Annotated in this window: 14 protein-coding genes and 4 pseudogenes; 11 read left to right on the top strand and 7 right to left on the bottom strand. The window is 68.7% G+C overall.

Annotated elements, in window-relative coordinates; all coding sequences use genetic code 11:
- Positions 1-346: hypothetical protein (locus OG611_RS39610; RefSeq protein ID WP_266431274.1), on the bottom strand; the 346-nt coding region annotated here is incomplete at its 3' end.
- Positions 347-354: 8 nt separating this feature from the next.
- On the opposite strand from OG611_RS39610, the gene OG611_RS39605 reads away from it, so the two are divergent.
- From OG611_RS39605 to OG611_RS39590, 4 genes and pseudogenes are all read left to right on the top strand, one after another.
- Positions 355-657 (top strand): hypothetical protein, encoded by a 303-nt coding sequence (locus OG611_RS39605; RefSeq protein ID WP_266425357.1) that lies wholly within the window; start codon positions 355-357, stop codon positions 655-657.
- 645 nt (positions 658-1,302) lie between these two features.
- Positions 1,303-2,504 (top strand): annotated as a pseudogene (locus OG611_RS39600) (ISAzo13 family transposase); the annotation flags it as partial.
- Positions 2,505-3,102: 598 nt separating this feature from the next.
- Positions 3,103-4,533, top strand: a complete 1,431-nt coding sequence (gene ltrA, locus OG611_RS39595) for a group II intron reverse transcriptase/maturase (protein ID WP_266425354.1) — start codon at positions 3,103-3,105, stop codon at positions 4,531-4,533.
- Between the two features lie 126 nt (positions 4,534-4,659).
- Positions 4,660-5,136 (top strand): annotated as a pseudogene (locus OG611_RS39590) (ISAzo13 family transposase); the annotation flags it as partial.
- Positions 5,137-5,220: 84 nt separating this feature from the next.
- On the opposite strand, the gene OG611_RS39585 reads toward OG611_RS39590, so the two are convergent.
- Positions 5,221-5,763 carry a DinB family protein gene (locus OG611_RS39585; RefSeq protein WP_189282079.1) on the bottom strand — a complete coding sequence of 181 codons (543 nt, stop codon included), beginning with the start codon at positions 5,761-5,763 and terminating at the stop codon, positions 5,221-5,223.
- A gap of 210 nt (positions 5,764-5,973) precedes the next feature.
- Between OG611_RS39585 and OG611_RS39580 the strand changes: the two genes are divergently transcribed.
- On the top strand, positions 5,974-6,876 hold the full coding sequence (locus tag OG611_RS39580; RefSeq protein WP_266425350.1) for a transposase: 903 nt from the start codon (positions 5,974-5,976) through the stop codon (positions 6,874-6,876).
- A 118-nt stretch (positions 6,877-6,994) separates the two neighbouring features.
- A pseudogene (locus tag OG611_RS39575) lies at positions 6,995-7,425 on the top strand (transposase); the annotation flags it as partial.
- A 92-nt stretch (positions 7,426-7,517) separates the two neighbouring features.
- Here the strand turns inward: OG611_RS39575 and OG611_RS39570 are convergent.
- Positions 7,518-8,942, bottom strand: a complete 1,425-nt coding sequence (locus OG611_RS39570) for a HAMP domain-containing sensor histidine kinase (protein ID WP_266425347.1) — start codon at positions 8,940-8,942, stop codon at positions 7,518-7,520.
- A complete protein-coding gene (locus OG611_RS39565; RefSeq protein ID WP_323180246.1) occupies positions 8,939-9,673 on the bottom strand; it encodes a response regulator transcription factor in 735 nt (244 codons plus the stop codon). The genes OG611_RS39570 and OG611_RS39565 overlap by 4 nt, the downstream gene beginning before the upstream one ends.
- A 173-nt stretch (positions 9,674-9,846) precedes the next feature.
- On the opposite strand from OG611_RS39565, the gene OG611_RS39560 reads away from it, so the two are divergent.
- The 4 genes from OG611_RS39560 (at position 9,847) to OG611_RS39545 (ending at position 13,069) form a co-directional block, all read left to right on the top strand.
- Positions 9,847-11,211: a ferredoxin reductase family protein gene (locus OG611_RS39560; protein ID WP_266425345.1), complete on the top strand. Its 1,365-nt coding sequence runs from the start codon at positions 9,847-9,849 to the stop codon at positions 11,209-11,211.
- An 11-nt stretch (positions 11,212-11,222) separates the two neighbouring features.
- Entirely contained in the window at positions 11,223-11,657 is a 435-nt protein-coding gene (locus tag OG611_RS39555) for an FMN-binding protein (RefSeq protein WP_266425342.1), read from the top strand.
- Entirely contained in the window at positions 11,650-12,417 is a 768-nt protein-coding gene (locus tag OG611_RS39550) for an FAD:protein FMN transferase (RefSeq protein ID WP_266425340.1), read from the top strand. Before OG611_RS39555 ends, OG611_RS39550 begins: the two co-directional genes overlap by 8 nt.
- Positions 12,418-12,553: 136 nt before the next feature.
- Positions 12,554-13,069 (top strand): DUF2231 domain-containing protein, encoded by a 516-nt coding sequence (locus tag OG611_RS39545; RefSeq protein WP_266425337.1) that lies wholly within the window; start codon positions 12,554-12,556, stop codon positions 13,067-13,069.
- 149 nt (positions 13,070-13,218) lie between these two features.
- On the opposite strand, the pseudogene OG611_RS39540 reads toward OG611_RS39545, so the two are convergent.
- From OG611_RS39540 to OG611_RS39530, 3 genes and pseudogenes are all read right to left on the bottom strand, one after another.
- Positions 13,219-13,437: pseudogene (locus OG611_RS39540) on the bottom strand (IS6 family transposase); the annotation flags it as partial.
- A gap of 36 nt (positions 13,438-13,473) precedes the next feature.
- Positions 13,474-14,478 carry an IS3 family transposase gene (locus OG611_RS39535; RefSeq protein ID WP_266425334.1) on the bottom strand — a complete coding sequence of 335 codons (1,005 nt, stop codon included), beginning with the start codon at positions 14,476-14,478 and terminating at the stop codon, positions 13,474-13,476.
- Between the two features lie 20 nt (positions 14,479-14,498).
- Positions 14,499-14,882, bottom strand: a complete 384-nt coding sequence (locus OG611_RS39530; protein ID WP_266425331.1) for a hypothetical protein — start codon at positions 14,880-14,882, stop codon at positions 14,499-14,501.
- A 142-nt stretch (positions 14,883-15,024) separates the two neighbouring features.
- On the opposite strand from OG611_RS39530, the gene OG611_RS39525 reads away from it, so the two are divergent.
- Positions 15,025-15,873, top strand: a complete 849-nt coding sequence (locus OG611_RS39525) for an IS5 family transposase (protein ID WP_266425104.1) — start codon at positions 15,025-15,027, stop codon at positions 15,871-15,873.
- Positions 15,874-15,910 lie beyond the last annotated feature (37 nt).

Genomic DNA, 15,910 nt, shown 5'->3' with positions numbered 1-15,910 from the left:
GGCTGAGGTCGCCGGTCGGATCCAGCCAGCCCTCCTCGGCCGGTATGCGGGGCTCCGACGCCCCGGACGGCGAGGGCTCCGGGTGGGGCGCCTGCCGGAAGTAGTCCTCGATCAGCGGGGCGAGCCTGCGGTTGCCCCGCCAGGCCGCCAGCCGCTCCCCCGCGTCCCGCGTGCGGATCACGGCGAGATGGCGGGCGAACACCAGCCGCTCGTTGTTGCCGCGGGCATGGCCCATCGCCGCGTCCAGAACGGGAGCGGCGCCCGCCCCTTCCCGCGCCAGCAGGGTCAGCAGGGTCGCCTCGTCCAGACGGCTGCCATTCGACGAGCCGCTCGCCCCAGTCGACACCGGCAGTGGTGACCAACATCCGCACCACCTCGTCACCGCCACCGCCCTGGGCGAGGCAGTCCTCGGCCGCCCGGTCGGCCCACTCCCGCTCGTCGGGGAACACGAAGGACAGCGCCGCCTTCACCGGCACCGGCGCCGCGTCGAACGCGGCCTCCGCGACCGCGCGCGCCGCACGGTGGTCCGCCTCGTCGGCCACCGCGAGCACGCCCCGCAGCAGCCGCCGGCTCGAGGCGCACTCGGCCACCTGGAACGAGGCATGTGCGGTGGTCTCGATGAGCCAGGTCCCGCTCCACTCCCACCGTGGGTCGTAGTGGACCTTGTGCCGGTTGTGGGCCAGCTCGTGCAGCCGCAGCATCGCGCGCAGCGTCCATACGACACCCTCGGCCGCCAGCCAGAACGGCACCGCGTCCCCCGAGGGCTGCAACTCCAGCTCCGCCATGGCCACTTCCACGTCCAGGTCGAGCACGTCCGGACGCTCACCGCTGCGGTACAGCGCCGCCGCGCGCAGCCCGAGTGCGGCCATCGAAGGCGCCGCGTGCCGCGCCCCCTTCTCCACCTGGTGGACCGCGTACTCCCAGCCTCTGCCCTCGTCGTGACGGCTCTTGTCACGCGCCTCGGCGAAGCAGCGCGCGGCGTCGAACGGCGCCGCCGCCAGCCAGCACGGCCCTCGCTCGAGCCCTTCGGTCAGATGGTCCGGACTTGACCCGCGCCCGCGTGGAATACACCTTGCCGCGCTGCTCCTCGGTCCACACCACGTCACCATTCATGAGTACCTCCCACGATCGAACCGGCATCTGCGCAACAGCCGGCAGCCCGGTCCGGCACCACGGCGGTTCCCGCATCGCATTCCGCTCGCCGTGCACGGGAACCAGTCGGTCTTTCGGGGGCTGGTGCCCAGGTAAGGGCTCGTAAAGAATCAACACGTTGCTTCACGGTCTCCCTGTCGTTGGTGTGGTATGCGCATACCGAGTGAGGTTCGTGACCAACTTGCCCTGAGATTCGGAGTGTTGTTCCCTCATCTGAATGAGCGGCAGCAGCGGCTGATGCTGGCCGCCGAGGCCCGGCTGCTGGGGCACGGGGGGTCCGGGCCGTCGCGCGTGCCGCAGGGGTGAGCGAGACGACGGTGCGGAAGGGTGTCTTCGAGTTGGAGGGCGGTGAGGACCCACTGCCCGATGGCCGGGTCCGCCGGGACGGCGGCGGTCGCAAGAGCGCCGAGAAGCTTGACCGGCTGCTCGTTCCGGCGTTGCTGGCGCTGGTCGAGCCGGATGAGCGGGGCGATCCGATGTCGCCGCTGCGGTGGACGACCAAGTCGCTGCGGTCTCTGGCCGGGGAGCTGACGCGGCAGGGCCATGCCGCGTCAGCGCCGACCGTGGGCAGGCTGCTGCGGGAGAACGGTTTCAGTCTGCAGGCCAACGCGAAGACCCTTGAGGGCGCTCAGCACTCCGACCGGGACGCGCAGTTCCGGTACATCAACGACCAGGCCAAGGACCATCAGGCGGGGGGCGAGCCGGTGGTCAGTGTGGACACGAAAAAGAAGGAGGTCGTCGGCCAGTTCAAGAACGCGGGCCTCGAATGGCGGCCCAAAGGCCGGCCGGGGCAGGTCAGCACCCATGATTTCCCCGACCAGGAGCTCGGCCGGGCCGCCCCCTACGGGATCTACGACATCACCGCGAACACCGGCTGGGTCAGCGTCGGATGCGACCATGACACTGCAGCCTTCGCGGTCGAGTCGATCCGCCGCTGGTGGAACGGGCAAGGACGCCTCGACTACCCCGGCGCCACCCGGCTGCTGATCACCGCCGACGCGGGCGGCTCCAACGGCTACCGCACCCGGGCCTGGAAGACTCAACTGGCTGCCTTCGCCGCCGAGACCGGCCTGGCCGTCACCGTCTGTCACATGCCTCCGGGCACATCGAAATGGAACCGGATCGAGCACCGACTGTTCTCCGCGATCACGATGAACTGGCGCGGCCGCCCGCTGACCAGCTACGAGGTCATCGTGGAGAGCATCGCCGCGACCACCACACGCACCGGGCTCACCGTCCACGCCGAACTGGACCCCGGCCGCTACCCCACCGGTGTGAAGGTCAGCGACGCCGAGATGAACGCGGTGCCCCTGACCGGCCACGCCTTCCACGGGGAGTGGAACTACACCGTGGTGCGCCACGAGGCGCCACTTGATACCGGGTAGGGGTGAAAGACCCCTACCGCCGGCCTGTCGCAGCAGGCTGGTGAAGCTGAGGGCAGCCGATGCGTGGAGATGCACGCGGAGGTGAGAGCAGCCCTGACAACGACGGGACGCGTCGGCACTTCCAGACGACGCGGGTCCGGCAAGCAAGACGAGACGCCGTACGAGAGGAACCAGTGTCTGACGCCCCGTAAGAGTTCCTCCGGCTCCAATCTGGAGGATATGGGCCGGGTGCAGCGCACGCCACCTCCGGGTGGCGACTCCGAAGCCGAATTTAGGGTGTCGGTGGGGAGGCCACGTTGAAAGCCTGCGGCGTAGGCGTGGCGATGCTGTCGGGGTAGAGCTGGGCGGCTCGCTCGTCGACCGGTTGGTGGTGAACGTGGGAAGCGTTCTGATGTCGCCCTTCCCGTCTGGCAGCCAGTCAGGCGGAGGGCAAGGCCCGTCGTCGGCTGACGACGTCAGAACGTGGCGGAGGCCCCGTAGTAGTCCGAGCGCGTTAATGGCGCGCACATGGCGAAGGGGGCCAGCAAATCAGCAGTCGAGGAACTGGAATACCGGGAGGTCATCGGTGAATACCGACGAACTGGAGCACGCCACGTATGAGGCGGAGCGCCGGGTACTGGAGATCCAGGCCAAGCTGCACCGTTGGGCCCGTGATGATCCTCATCGCAGGTTCGATGACCTCTTCAACCTCTGTGCCGATCCCGCGTTCTTGCTTGTCGCGTGGGATCGGGTGCGGGGTAACAAGGGTGCCAAGACCGCCGGGGTGGACGGCCGCACGGCGGCGTCCATCGCGGCGAGGACGGGCGTTGAGGAGTTCCTCGACGCACTACGAGGCTCGATCAAGGACCGTAGTTTCCGTCCGCTGCCGGTGCGGGAGCGGATGATCCCCAAGACGGGCGGCAAGTTGCGTCGCCTGGGGATCGCGACGATCACCGACCGGGTGGTGCAGGCGTCCTTGAAGCTGGTGCTGGAGCCGATTTTCGAGGCGGAATTCCTCCCGTGCTCCTACGGGTTCCGTCCGAACCGCCGGGCTCACGACGCGGTGGCCGAGGTCCGCCACTTCACGTCCCACGGGTATGAGTGGATCGTGGAGGGTGACATCAAAGCCTGCTTCGACGAGATTTCGCATCCGGCCCTGCTGGACCGGGTGCGGCTTCGGATCGGGGACAAACGCGTTCTTGACCTGGTGAAGGCGTTCCTCAAGGCGGGCATCCTCGGTGAGGATCGCGTGCTGCGGGAAACCAGCGCCGGAACCCCACAGGGTTCGATCTTGTCGCCGTTGCTCAGCAACGTGGCCCTCTCCGTCCTGGACGAGTACGTCGCCCAGGGTCCGGGAGGACCCGGAAGCAGCAAGCTCGGGCGGGAACAGCGTCGCCGTCAAGGTCTTCCCAACTACCGTTTGTCGCGGTACGCGGACGACTGGTGTCTGATGGTCCACGGCACCGAAGGCGACGCCGAAGCCCTGCGCGATGAGATCGCTGGGGTCTTGTCCACGATGGGCCTGCGCCTGTCCCCGGAGAAGACCCTGATCACCCGCATCGATGAGGGACTGGACTTCCTCGGGTGGCACATCCAGCGCCACCGCAAACGAGGAACCAGCCGGTACTACGTCTACACCTACCCCGCACGCAAAGCCCTCGCGGCTGTGATGGCCAAGGTCAAGACGGCGTGCCGGAGGATGGCCACGAACCAGCCACTTGACACCCTGCTCATCCATCTCAACCGGATGCTGCCGGGCTGGTGCGCCTACTTCCAACCCGGCGTGTCCAGCGCGACATTCCAATACCTGAGCTCGTACACATGGAGCCAGGTCATGAAATGGCTGCGCCGCAAACACCGCCGGATCACCTGGAAGGACCTCCGCCGCCGCTACTGCGGGGGTGGTTGGTGGCCGGTCGGGGAGGAACGGACGCTGTTCGATCCCGGAAAGGTGCGCACCACGCGCTACCGCTACCGGGGCGCGACCATCCCTTCCCCCTGGCCGACCACGGCATGAGGATCATCGACAGCAAGGCGGGACTTGTGGAGCGCCCGGTGCCATGAGAGTGGCACGCCGGGTGCGGAAGCGGCCCGAAGAAACGGCTCGATCGAAAGACGAGACCGCGCTTCGGGCCGACTTCACCACCCCCAGCCCACCGAGCCGGCGAACCCCGGTGCACCGGCCGTCGGCATCGACCGTCAGACCCTGGAGCACCCCGCCCTGACCGGCATGACCAGCACTGAACTGGCCGAACTGACCGCGGCCCTCACCACTCCCTGGCAGACACTGCATGCACAGGACCGCACCACCCGACGCGACGGCGGCACCCGGCGCCGGGCCCCGGGCGGCGGCCGCAAAGCCAAACTCGACCTGGCCGACCGCGTCCTGGCCACCGCGCTGCACCAGCACCTCGCCCTGCCGCCCGCCGTGCTCGCCCGCCTGTTCACCGTCAGCAAGGACACCATCCGCGATGCCACCGGCGAGATCAGACAGCTGATGGACCAGTACGGGCACACCCCCGGCACCGCAGCGGCACACCTGAGCACCCTCACCGGCCTCCTCGTCTACGCCACCGCACACGGCGCCACCCTCACACCACAGGCAAAACCCACACCTTGATTCTTTACGGGCCCTAACGACCTGGGGAGCAATAGGGCTCGACGTCGCGGCTGCCGTGCTGGACGACGTTCCTTCTGCTGAGCCCTATTGCTTCTTGGGTCGCGACTTCGAGGCCGCCCAGATCAGCTGCAGCTGCCCGATCTCAGCGACGTTCTTCATCAGCTCGGCGTTCAGCCAGGCGATCATGTGTCCGATGGTGTTGTCCGGAGGAGTCTGCCACGGCAGCGTGGAGGCGGCGTCCAGATCGGCGTCGGTGAGCTTGTCGAGGACCGCTAGCCACTGGGTACGCAGATCCTGTAGCCAGGCGACGGTCGCCGGTCCGTTGCCGGGCCAGGTGATGTCGGTACGCTCCCGGGGCGTACGTCCCTGCGCGTGATCGATGGCAGTGCTCCACCACCAGCCGATGTGCCAGCTCACCCAGCCGATGGTGGGAACAGGAACGGGGTCGGGCTCGGTGTTGGCCCAGTCCGGCAACCAGTTCCCGGCGGCGTCCGGGCGCACTGTCCAGGTCAGGTCAGTGGGCTCCCACAGAAAGGCCTCGGGTGCGAGCCGCTCCAGGTGGTACTCGAACAGTGACCAGGTCATGTCGAACTGCCAGCGCAGCAACTCACGGCGGGGATTCCTCATCGTTCGATCCTCGCATGGTGCCCTGGAGGGCAGCCGTCACGTCGCCCGGTGTGAATCCGCGCGAGCGTCGCGGGCGAATGCGAGCGGGTCAGATCAGGCCGTGACAGAGGAAGGGCCGTACGGGTTAGGTGAGTTGTGAAGCTGACCTGGGCCCGTACAGCCTGCTCCCATCCTGCCCTGTCCGGGGTCTCCCGCGCACATTTCGGCGATTTGCTCCAAGACCTCGCGCCCAGGTGGACGACGGTCCGCGAGTCCGCGTTGCACGAGCGGCGCGGGGGTGCCCGGAGCCGGGCGGCTGGGGCGGGCCGTAAGCAGAAGCTGGTCTTCCCCGACCGGCTGCTGGCCACCCTCGTCCACCTGCGGCTCGGGCTTCCGCATGCCGCCCTGGCCGAGCTGTTCGATGTCGATCGCTCCACCATCTCCACTGCGATCCGCGAGGTCCGGCCGCTGCTCGCGGCCCGTGGCTTCGCCGTCCCCGACCGGCCCGGCCTGCGCCTGCGGACCTTGGAGGATGTCTTCGCCTACGCCGAAGCCGAAGGCGTCGACCTCCGCATCGATGGCACGGAAGTCCAGGTCAGACGTCCCAAGGCCGGGCGCGCCGGACGTAAGGCGTTCGTCTCCGGCAAGAAGAAGCAGAACACCATCAAGACGACTACGTTCAGCGATCACCAAGGCCGTACCCTGTTCTCCGGCGTGACGCGGCCCGGCCGCGTGCACGACCAGACCGCCGTGCGCACCGAGGGCATCGCCGAGCAATTCCGCCTCCGCCCAAATGTGAAAGTCGAGGTGGACGAGGGCTACCGCGGCTTGGCCAACGAATTCCCACACCAGGTCAGTGCTCCGCCGAGGAAGCCGAAGGACGATGTGTGTGACGGCGAGAGGCGGGCCTGGCGCGAACAGCGACGCCGGCAGTCCTCGGCTCGGATCTGTGTGGAGCACACCAATGCCGAGTACAAGCAGTGGCGCCCGCTCCAGCGCTACACCGGACGGCGTGAGGACTACGACGAGACCCACCGCGCCATCGCCGGTCTGGTCTCCGACCGCTCCGCCCGCAGGGCAACCCGCCGCAGGACGAGTACCGAGCTGGTGCCCGTCCGCACGACGACCTGCTGATCACCCGACAGCCAAACCCCACGTCGGCGGATCGAGGCTTAGGAACAGTTGGGTCTGCTGCACGTTGAGGTGACACCTAGCCTGGCTTGCCCGTAGGGCGGCCTGGAAGGATGTTGCTGTGCCTGTTCCCTATCCCGAAGAGTTCCGTGACGATGTCGTGCGCGTGGCGCGCAACCGCGAGAAGGGCGTCACCCTTGCGCAGATCGCGAAGGATTTCGGCGTCCATGAGATGACGCTGTCGAAGTGGCTGCGCCAGGCCGCTGTGGACGACGGCGAGAAGCCCGCCGTCGCCAGGTCCGAGTCGGCGGAGAACCGGGAGCTGAAGAAGCGGATCCGGCTGCTGGAGCAGGAGAACGAGGTCCTGCGCCGCGCGGCGGCCTACCTGTCGCAGGCGAACCTGCCGGGAAAAGGCTCTACCCGCTCGTGAGAGAGCTCGCCGCCGACAAGATCCCTGTCGCGGTTGCGTGCCGGGTCCTGGGGCTTGCCCGCCAGCACTACTACCGGTGGATTCGTCGGCCGGTGACCGAGGCCGAGATCACCGAGGCATACCGTGCGAACACGCTGTTCGACGCCCACTGCGACAGGCTCCGGGGTGATCGTCTCTCTGCGGGCCGCCGGGGTGTGCTGGCAGGGCGCCGGGTTCAGCCCGGGAGGGTGATGCGGAAGGTGGTGTGTCCGGGTCTGCTGGTGACGGTGGCGGTTCCGCCGTGGGCGGTGGTGACGGCGTGGACGATGGCGAGGCCCAGCCCCGTGCTTCCGGTGCTGCGGGAGCGGGCGTGGTCGGCGCGGACGAAGCGGCCGAAGACTTCGGGCTGGAGTTCGTCGGGGATGCCGGGACCGTTGTCACTCACGTCCACGCAGACGGTGGCCTGTTCCGTCGTGAGGGAGATCGTCACGTCGGTGCCGGGCGGGGTGTGGGTGCGGGCGTTGGCGAGGAGGTTGCCGATGGCCTGCTGGAGGCGGTGGGCGTCGCCGGTGACGGTGACCGGTTCTTCGGGGAGGTCGAGGAGCCAGTGGTGGCCGGGGCCGGCGGCGCGGGCGTCGTCCGTCGCGTTCAGGATTAGCAGGGTCAGGTCGACCGGCTCGTGTTCCAGGGGGCGTCCGGCGTCCAGGCGGGCAAGGAGGAGCAGGTCGTCGACGAGGCGGGTCATGCGCTGTGACTCGCCGCCGATGCGTTCCAGGGCGTGGCGGACTTCGGCGGGGACGGGGCCACGGTGGCGCAGGGCGAGTTCGGCGTGGCCGCGGATGTTGGCGACGGGGGTGCGCAGTTCGTGGCTGGCGTCGGCGGCGAAGTGACGGAGCCGTTCCTCGCTCGCGTGGCGGCGGGTGAGGGCGTCTTCGACGTGGCCGAGCATGTGGTTGAGGGCAGCGCCGACCTGGCCGACCTCGGTGCGGGGGTCGGTGTCGGGGAGCGGTCCGGGCATGGCGACCTCGCCACTGGCCAGCGGCAGCCCGGCGACCTCCGCCGCCCGGGCGGTGACCCTCTGGAGCGGGCGCAGGGAGATCCGCACCCACAGGGCCCCCGCGATGCCGGTGGCCAGGAGCGCCACGCAGAACAGCACGGCTTCGACCGCTTCGAGGCGGTGAACGGTCTCTTCCACCGGGTGCAGGGGCAGACCGGTGATCATGACGTCCTGATCGTCGCCGTCGACGGCCGTGACCCGGTATTTGCCCAGAGTGGAGAGGCGGATGCTGTGCCCGTTTCCGTCCACGGGCACCCCCGCCAGGGCGCGGCGGTCCTCGGGGGTGAGCCGGACCGTGCGGTCGGTGGCGTCGTGGACCACGGCGGCCTGGGTGGTGGTGCCGTCCAGGAGCCGGGCGCCGAACGTCGATTCGGCCTGACCCCGGGTGTCGGGGCGGTTGTCGGCGTCAGGCGTGGCCTCGTGTTCCAGGCTGGCGGCGAACCGGCCGCCCGAGGCGGCGAGCTGCTCGTCCAGACGGCCCATCAGGAAACCGCGCAGGGCGAGGGCGGTCGTGATCCCGACGGCGAGGCACGCGAGGGCGAGCAGGGTGACGAGTCCGGCGGTGAGCTGGCTGCGCAGGGTGCGGGGCACCGGGCGCCTCACGGCGAGTCCGGCTTGAGCACATAGCCGACCCCGCGCACCGTGTGGATCATCGGAGCCCGTCCGGCGTCGATCTTCTTGCGCAGGTAGCTGATGTAAAGCTCGACGACGTGGGCGCGTCCGCCGAAATCGTAGGCCCAGACCCGGTCCAGGATCTGGGCCTTGGACAGAACCCGGCGCGGGTTGCGCATGAGGAAGCGAAGGAGTTCGAACTCGGTGCGGGACAGCTCGACGGTGACACCGCCGCGCCGGACCTCCCGGGCTTCCTCGTCCATGCTGAGGTCCCCAAGGGTGAGCAGGTTCACGCCCGGCCCGGCGGTCATTCCGGCCCGTCGCAGCAGCCCGCGCAGCCGGGCTAGGACTTCCTCCAGGCTGTAGGGCTTGGTGACGTAGTCGTCGCCGCCCGCCGTGATCCCGGCGATGCGGTCCTCGACTGCGTCGCGGGCGGTCAGGAACAGGACACACACCTTGGGCATCTCACGTCTGAGGGCCCGCAGGACCTGGAGGCCGTCCAGGTCGGGCAGCATCCAGTCCAGAACCACCGCGTCAGGCCGGAAATCACGGGCCGTCTCGAGTGCGGTTGTGCCGTCGGCGGCGGTGCGGACCTGCCAGCCCTCGCCGGTCACGACTCCGGCCAGGACATCGGTGACGTCGGGTTCGTCGTCGACGACGAGAATCCGTACGGGATCTCCGTCGGGGCGGTGCAGAAGCGATGTCGTACGCGGCTCGTCCATGGTTCCTTCAGCATCCCCCGGCGCAGGCCACGGCAGGGGTGAGGCGTGTCTCTGAGTTTCCTCTGAATCGGAGCTGAGAGCGGTCGACCACGCTGTTTCAGAAGGTACACAGAGGTTGGGCTGTGAGGCTGGCCACCCATCGCCGGAGCGTGCGCCATATCCGGAGGAGCCCCATGACCACCACGTTCACCACCACGACGTATGCGAGCCGCGGGATGCGCCACCGGCGCCCGCGCCGCAGCCTCGTCCCGTTCCTGGTGCCGCTGGTGATCTGGGCCGGCGCCGCCGGAGTGCTGGGCCTGTGGTGGAGCGACACGAACTCGGTGGTCGGCTCGGCGGGCTGGCTCACCGGCGCGGGACGTATCACCGGTCTCCTGGCCGGATACGCCTGCGCGGTCCTGCTGGCGCTCATGGCCCGGATGCCGCTCCTGGACCACACCATCGGCACCGACCGGCTCGCCCGCTGGCACGCCTGGGGAGGCCGCTGCACCGTGTCCCTCGCCCTTGCCCACACCCTGCTGATCATCTGGGGCTACTCGCTGGCCTCCCACACGAACGTGGTCAGCCAGACCTCCACACTCGTCCTTCACTACCCCGACCTGCTCAAGGGCACGGCCGGCTTCCTGCTGCTCGTGGCCACAGGGATTATGTCCGCCCGCGCTGCCCGCCGCAGGATGAGTTACGAGACGTGGCACTACCTGCACTTCGCGACCTACCTGGCAGTCTTCCTCACCTTCGGACACCAGCTCTCCAACGGAGCCGACTTCGTCGGCAACCGCCTCGCGCAGGCCGCCTGGTACACGCTGTTCCTCGGGGTCGCGGCCCTGGTCGCCTGGTACCGCTTCGCCGTCCCAGTCCGGCGAGGGCTGCGCCACCGCCTGCGCGTGGCCGCGGTCCACCCCGAAGCACCGGGCGTGGTCTCCGTCCACCTCACCGGCCAGCACCTCGACGACCTCGGGGGCGAGCCGGGGCAATTCCTGCGCTGGCGTTTCCTGACCCGCGGACTGTGGTGGACCGCGAACCCCTACTCCCTCTCGGCCCCCGCCCACCCCGGCCACCTGCGGATCACGGTCAAGACCGCCGGCGGGCACAGCGCCGCCCTCGCCCGCTTGAGGCCCGGCACCCGGGTGTGGGCCGAGGGACCCTACGGCGCCTTCACCGCGAACCGCCGGACCACCCCCAGGGTCCTGCTCCTGGCCGGCGGGGTCGGCATCACCCCCCTGCGTGCGCTGTTCGAGACGCTCCCGGGCCAGGTGACCCTCGTCTACCGGGCCCGCCGCGCCGTCGACCTCGCCCTGCGCGGTGAACTCGACGCGATAGCCTCCCGCCGACGGGCCACCGTGCACTACATCGTCGACGAACCGGCCGGACACGCCTCCCCCCTCACCGCCCGGGTCTTGAGCACCCTGGTCCCCGATCTGGCCGCGCACGACGTCTACCTCTGCGGCCCGCCCGGCATGACCGAGGCCGCGATCAGAGCCCTGCGCGAAGCCGGTGTCCCGGCCCGGCGCATCCACCACGAGTCCTTCGCGTTCTGAGGAGAACCGCCATGCGCCGAGCCGTCCTCACCACCACCGGGATCAGCGCCCTGATCGTCGCCCTGCTCGCCCTCAAACCCCACCAGCTCCCCGCCCTGGCCGGGGCGGCTCCCCGTTCCCCGACGGCCTCGCACACTCCCGCAGACGCCTCGCCGGGCACATCCACTGGGACGGGCACGTTCACCGGAGATCCCATCGACACCCAGTACGGAACCGTGCAGGTCGCCGCCACCCTCAACCAGGGCAAGATCACCTCGATCAAGGTCCTCCAGGCCCCCGACCACAGAGGCCGTGACCAGGAGATCGCAGCCTACGCCCTGCCCCGCCTCACCCAGGAGGCCATCGGAGCCCAGAGCGCGCACATCGACGCCGTCTCCGGCGCCAGCTACACCAGCCAGGGCTACATCCAGTCCCTCCAGAGCGCCCTGGACCAGGCCCATGCCTGACACCACACAGGGTCTGCGCCACGTCGAGCACGTCATGGGCACCGTCTTCTCCTTCGACATCCGCGACCAGCCGACCCCCGCCATCCGCCGCGCCCTCGTCGAGGCTGTGCACCACCTCCACCAGGTCGATGCCGTGTTCTCCACCTACCGGCCCGACAGCCACATCAGCCGCCTCGACCGCGGCGAGATCCGACTGGAGCACTGCCCGCCCGAAGTCCACGAAGTCCTGTCCCTGTGCGCACAGGCCGCCCATGCCAGCGATGGCTGGTTCAGCATCATCCCCGCGAGAACCCTCGACCCCTCGGGGCTCGTCAAAGGCTGGGCCACCGAGACCGCATCCCAGCTCCTTTACGACGCGGGCGCGCACCACACGTGCATCAACGGCGGAGGTGACCTGCAGCTCCGCGGACAGGCGGGCCCGGGCACTGCGTGGCGCATCGGCATCGCCCACCCGCTACGCCCCGGTGAACTGGCCACCGTCATCACCGCCAGCCACGACCTGGCCGTCGCCACCTCCGGCACCGCCGAACGCGGCCATCACATCGTCGACCCGCACACCGGTAGACCTGCCGACACGTTCGCCTCCCTCACACTCGTCGGGCCCCGCCTGACGCTGACCGACACCTACGCCACCGCCGCGTTCGCCCGAGGCAACGGGGCACAGGGCTGGGTGGAAACACTGGACGGCTACGAAGCACTCGCGGTTCTGCCCGACGGCCAGGAATGGCGAACTCCAGGATTCAGCCGCTATGGGTCATGAGGTGCGACACAGCGTCATTCCCGCGCGCAGGGAACGGGCGCCTCCCGGTCGCGGCCGCGGCTTACCACCTATGTCGCCGCAGGAGCCCGACTCGTCCCTGTCCAGCATTGAACACCACCCTCCGAAGGAGCCCCTTGTGGGACTCGACCTGATCAACGGCATCCCCGCACACGTCCTGTTCGTGCACGTCGTCGTGGTCCTGGTACCCCTCACCGCGCTCGCCCTGATCCTGTGCGCCGCCATCCCCTCCGTCATGCGCAGGTTCGGCCTCGCCCTGCCAGCCCTTGCCCTGGTGTCCCTGATCAGCGTGCCGCTGACGACCAACGCCGGCGAGTGGCTGGAACGGCACGTGGACCGCGATCCCCTGGTCCGTAAGCACACCGAACTCGGCGACGAACTGCTCCCCTGGGCCATCGGGCTCTTCCTGGTGTCCGCAGCGGTGTGGTGGCTCTACCGCCGCGCCGCCCACCGCACCCCCGAGGCGGAGGGATCCACCAGCACGGTGGGCACGCCGCTCCGTATCACCGCCGCGGTGCTGTCCCTCATCATCGGCGTGGGTGCCGACGTACAGGTCTACCGAATCGGCGACTCAGGCGCTAAAGCCGCTTGGCACGACGCCTACTCCGCCACCGCGCACCCCAATCGCGACTGACCGACACGCGCCGTGACACACCCAGCCCAGGGGCTGCGCTCGGTGACACCGCACGGTATCCGGCCCTTCTGCTCGCTACGCATCGAGGACGTTGTCACATTGGTGCGTTGATCGATTAAGGGTGTGTAGGGGTCGGGTGGGGGCCTGGCTTACGCTGCGATGGGCTGGTCGGTGGCGCCGGTGATCTCGTCCCAGATGGCGAAGCGGGTGGTCATCTCGGTGCGGTATTCGGTGGCCATCAGGTGGCGGCGTGGTCGCAAGTGCGGTGAGATGCCGCTGAACGCGGACAGGAACCGCTGGGCCCCGCCGGTACTGCGGAAGCCCTTCATCGCGCGTTCGCGCTGCCTCGTCGGCTGATGACTGTTCTCGCGGAAGATTTCAAGTCCAGTGAGACGGTCGTGACGCTATGAAGTTTGTGGTGTGGGTTCCCTGCGTTTGGCCGGGTCGTTGATCCAGGCTGTCTGGGGTATCTCGGGTGGTCTGGGGCGGCGGCCGAAGCGTTCGGGGTGACGGGCGTATGCCTCGGCGAGGGTGACCGCGCGCTGGTCGCGGACCTCCTCGGCAGTCCCGAAGTGGACGGAGGCGGGTGTGTGCCAGCCGATACCCGAGTGCCGGTGCTCATGGTTGTAATACGCGATGAACGCGTCGAACCACTCGCGGGCGTGGGCCAGCGAATCGAACCGTTCGGGATAGTCCGACATGTACTTCGTGGTCTTGAACTGAGCCTCGCTGTAAGGGTTGTCGTTGGAGACCTTCGGCCTCGAGTGCGACCGCGTCACGCCCAGATCGATCAGTAGTTGGGACACCTTCTTCGACGTCATCGAGGTGCCGCGGTCCGCGTGCACGGTCTGGGGCACGATGCCGTTGCGGGCGATGGTCTCGCGGATCAGCTCCTCGGCCCGCACAGCTGATTCGGCTCGCTCGACGGTGTGGCCGACGATGTACCGGCTGAAGATGTCGATGATCACGTAGGCGTGATACCAGACGCTCTTGGCCGGTCCGGCCGCCTTGGTGATGTCCCAGGTGAACACCTGTGAGGGCCCGGTGGCGACCAGCTCGGGCACCGCCTTGGCGGGATGGGTGGCCTGCCGTCGGCGCTCACCGGACTGATCCTGCTCGCGCAGGATCCGGTACATCGTCGAGACGGAGCAGTGATAGCGCCCGGCATCCAGCTCGCGGGCCCAGATCTGCGCGGGCGCCAGCTCGGCGTACTCGTCGCCGTTCATCAACTCGAGTACCGCAGCCCGCTCTTCGGCCGTCAGGGCCGACGGCTGCACCTGTGGGGCACGTGTTCTGCGTGGTGGCGGGGGCCGGAGCCGGCGGTAGTGCGTGGCGCGGGAGCGGCCGGTCAGCCGACAGGCGGCCGTGATGCCCAGCTGAACCTCGACGCCGGTGAACGCCTCGTCCACGACAGGGTCGGCGGCAGGCTTCAGTCCGCGCTCTCGGAGATCATTTCCAAGAGCGCGGAGGCTTTTCCCATCACCTCGAGTGCGGCCTTGTTCCGTGCCAGGTCCTTCTGCAAGCGCTCCACCTGCTGCCGCAGCTTTTCGTTCTCCACCTCCGCGGCGGACTTCTTCGCCCGGGCCGGGCTGGTCCGGCGGTCAACCAGGTTTTCCAGGGCCCCGGCGTCCCGGGCGGCCCGCCACTCCTTGACATGCGAGTGGTAGAGCCGTTCCCGGCGCAGGACCGCACCCTTCTCGTTCCTGGGCGCGGCGTCGTACTCGGCGACGATCCGCAGCTTGTACTCCGAGGTGAAAGTGCGGCGCTTCGGCCTCGGCGCCGGGTCGGACCCGACGGGCTCTGTGCTGGGCATAAGGGACGGTTCCCCTGTCGTGCCCTCTCAGAGGGTGTTCGGTAGGGGGATCCCCCTATCTGTCCGGTCCGCGGTGTGGCGAGATGGACTTGTTTCCATGATCTCGTAGCGCGACGTCGGGGTCATCGGTTTTGATCATCTTGTGACTGAGCGACGTGCCTACCCCTCGGATCTCAAGGATGATCAGTGGGAGTTGATCGAGCCCCTTTTGCTGGAGTGGCGGGCCGCGCGGGCCGAAGGGCGGGAGCCCACCACCGATCTGCGCGAGGTGGTCAACGCGATCCTCTACGTTGCCCGGACGGGGGTGGCCTGGCGCTACCTGCCCCATGACTTCCCGCCGCACACCACGGTCTACGGCTACTTCAGGGCGTGGGAAGCGGACGGCACCGCCGAGGAGGTCCACGACACCCTGCGTGACCAGTTACGCAGGAAGAAGGGGCGCCGGATACTGCCGACCGCCGCGGTGATCGATGCCCAGACGGTGAAGGCGTCACCGAATGCGCCGGAGAGCACGCAAGGGTACGACGGTGGCAAACGGATCAAGGGCCGCAAGCGGCATATCGCCACCGACACACTCGGGTTGCTGCTGGTTCTCATCGTCACGGCCGCCGGCGTGCAGGACACCAACGGCGGCAAACTCGTTGCCGACGCCCTGGCCGCGAAGTTGCCCACGGTGACGAAGGCGTGGGTGGACGCTGGGTACAAGTCCAAGATGATCACGCACGCGGCCGCCCTGGGCATCGAGGTGGAAGTCGTGGCGCGTGATGCGGAACAGAAAGGCTTTGTGGTCCAGAAGGTCCGCTGGCGTGTAGAGCAGACTTTCGGGATCATGAGCCGCTACCGGCGTCTGCACCGTGACTACGAGGCGCTGCCGGAGCGGTCCCGGTCGATGATCCACTGGGCCATGGTCAATTCCATGGCCAGCAGGTTGACCGCGAGCCCGAGCCAAATCGGGCAATACCTCCGCCCGAAACCGCCCGCGGCAGCCTGAAAAGGTACCGAACACCCTCTCAGGCTAACCCCGCAGA

Source organism: Streptomyces sp. NBC_01363 (assembly GCF_026340595.1).
Taxonomy (GTDB): Bacteria; Actinomycetota; Actinomycetes; order Streptomycetales; family Streptomycetaceae; genus Streptomyces.
Note: the sequence above shows the minus strand (reverse complement) of the source record. Positions and strands in the feature narration are given on the sequence as shown.